The sequence below is a fragment of the Bilophila sp. 4_1_30 genome (assembly GCF_000224655.1).
In the GTDB taxonomy this organism is placed as follows: Bacteria; Desulfobacterota; Desulfovibrionia; order Desulfovibrionales; family Desulfovibrionaceae; genus Bilophila; species Bilophila wadsworthia.
The window spans coordinates 1-1,156 of record NZ_JH114262.1 but is presented as its reverse complement, the minus strand read 5'-3'; the positions used below and the strand labels follow the sequence as shown (position 1 = coordinate 1,156).

Annotated in this window: 4 protein-coding genes; all 4 read left to right on the top strand. The window is 62.8% G+C overall.

Annotation, left to right across the window (positions count from 1 at the left end; translation table 11 throughout):
* Nucleotides 1–305: hypothetical protein (locus tag HMPREF0178_RS20030; RefSeq protein ID WP_009369361.1), on the top strand; the 305-nt coding region annotated here is incomplete at its 5' end.
* A 31-nt stretch (nt 306–336) separates the two neighbouring features.
* Complete coding sequence (locus HMPREF0178_RS20025) at nt 337–531, top strand: hypothetical protein (protein WP_009369360.1); 195 nt, start codon at nt 337–339, stop codon at nt 529–531.
* Between the two features lie 36 nt (nt 532–567).
* On the top strand, nt 568–915 hold the full coding sequence (locus tag HMPREF0178_RS20020) for a helix-turn-helix domain-containing protein (protein ID WP_009369359.1): 348 nt from the start codon (nt 568–570) through the stop codon (nt 913–915).
* Nucleotides 916–942: 27 nt separating this feature from the next.
* Nucleotides 943–1,156, top strand: a 214-nt coding sequence (locus tag HMPREF0178_RS22725; protein ID WP_039959537.1) for a hypothetical protein, incomplete at its 3' end; no start/stop codon positions are given.

The window sequence follows — 1,156 nt, the reverse complement described above, 5'->3', positions numbered from 1 at the left end:
GCCGGGCCGAAGTGCTCACCTTGCCCGTGCCACCCGCCGCCAACGCCCGCACCTGCCTGTCGTGCCGCCACCTTTCTGCTGACGGCACGGAAAAGGCCGAGCCCTGCATAGCCTGCGCACAGGCAAACGGCGGCGATGCCGACAACTGGGAACCGCGCCGCGAGTGCAAGACCTGCGCCCACGTCACCAGCACCGTGGACGGCTTCCCCTGCGGCGGGTGCAGCCTGAACCCCGATCCCGGACACGGCGGCGACGAGGACCGCTGGACATGGAAGGATGCCCCGAAGGAGGGAATGCCGTGCTGACCAGAGAACAATCTCCAAACGGAGCCTGACCATGCCCGGCTACGACGACCCGAACCGCCCGGAATGGACGGGCAAGCGCAAGGCAAAGAACTTCGCCCGCGTCAACGCCGCCTGCAAGGGGCTGAAAACTTCCGGCGGCAAACCGCCGACGGAATGCCCCAAGTGCGGTACAAGCCACAAGTTTGCGGCCTGCCCCGTGTGCGGGTGCCCGCGACCGAAACGTTAGCCTCCCAATCCGGGGGCTTTCACAGGAGAACTTGCCATGCCTTTCCAAGACGCCTATGAGCGGATACTTCAGTCCACGGGCCTGCGCACGCAAACGGATGTCGCCGCTATGCTCGGTGTGAAGCAGAGCAGCATCTCGGATGCGAAACGGCGCAACCATATCCCCGATTCTTGGATTTTGACGCTTTTCAATAAGAAAGGCCTCAATCCCTCGTGGATCCGCACCGGCGAAGGCCCGCAGTATGTGGCGGGAACGGATACACCCCCGACGCCTGTTTTGTCGGAACAGCAGGCGGCAGAGAGCCTTGAGCCGATACTCCGGGCGGCCCTGCTCGGCGTGGTTCCCGAGCTTGCCGACCAGCTCAGGCAAAAGATGAACCCATAACCTCAACACGCATCACACGGAACGGTAATGAACGACGCTGAAATCATGGAACTCGTTGATGAGGTCAGAAGGTGCGAACGCGCCGTGCAACAGGCGAAGAACGCTCTTGAAATCGCCAAACGTGACGCGCCGTCGCCGCCTGCCCCTACAAGGAAGCGACCTCGTCTCCGGATGGGATCGCGACGGCACCAGTCCGGCAAAGGTCGACAAAATCCTGTTCACCCCTCCTACCCCTACTACG

Excerpts from the sequence above, each read along its gene's own strand:
- HMPREF0178_RS20020 (WP_009369359.1), top strand. The coding sequence starts at position 568 with ATGCCTTTCCAAGACGCCTATGAGCGGATACTTCAGTCCACGGGCCTG.
- HMPREF0178_RS20025 (WP_009369360.1), top strand. The coding sequence starts at position 337 with ATGCCCGGCTACGACGACCCGAACCGCCCGGAATGGACGGGCAAGCGC.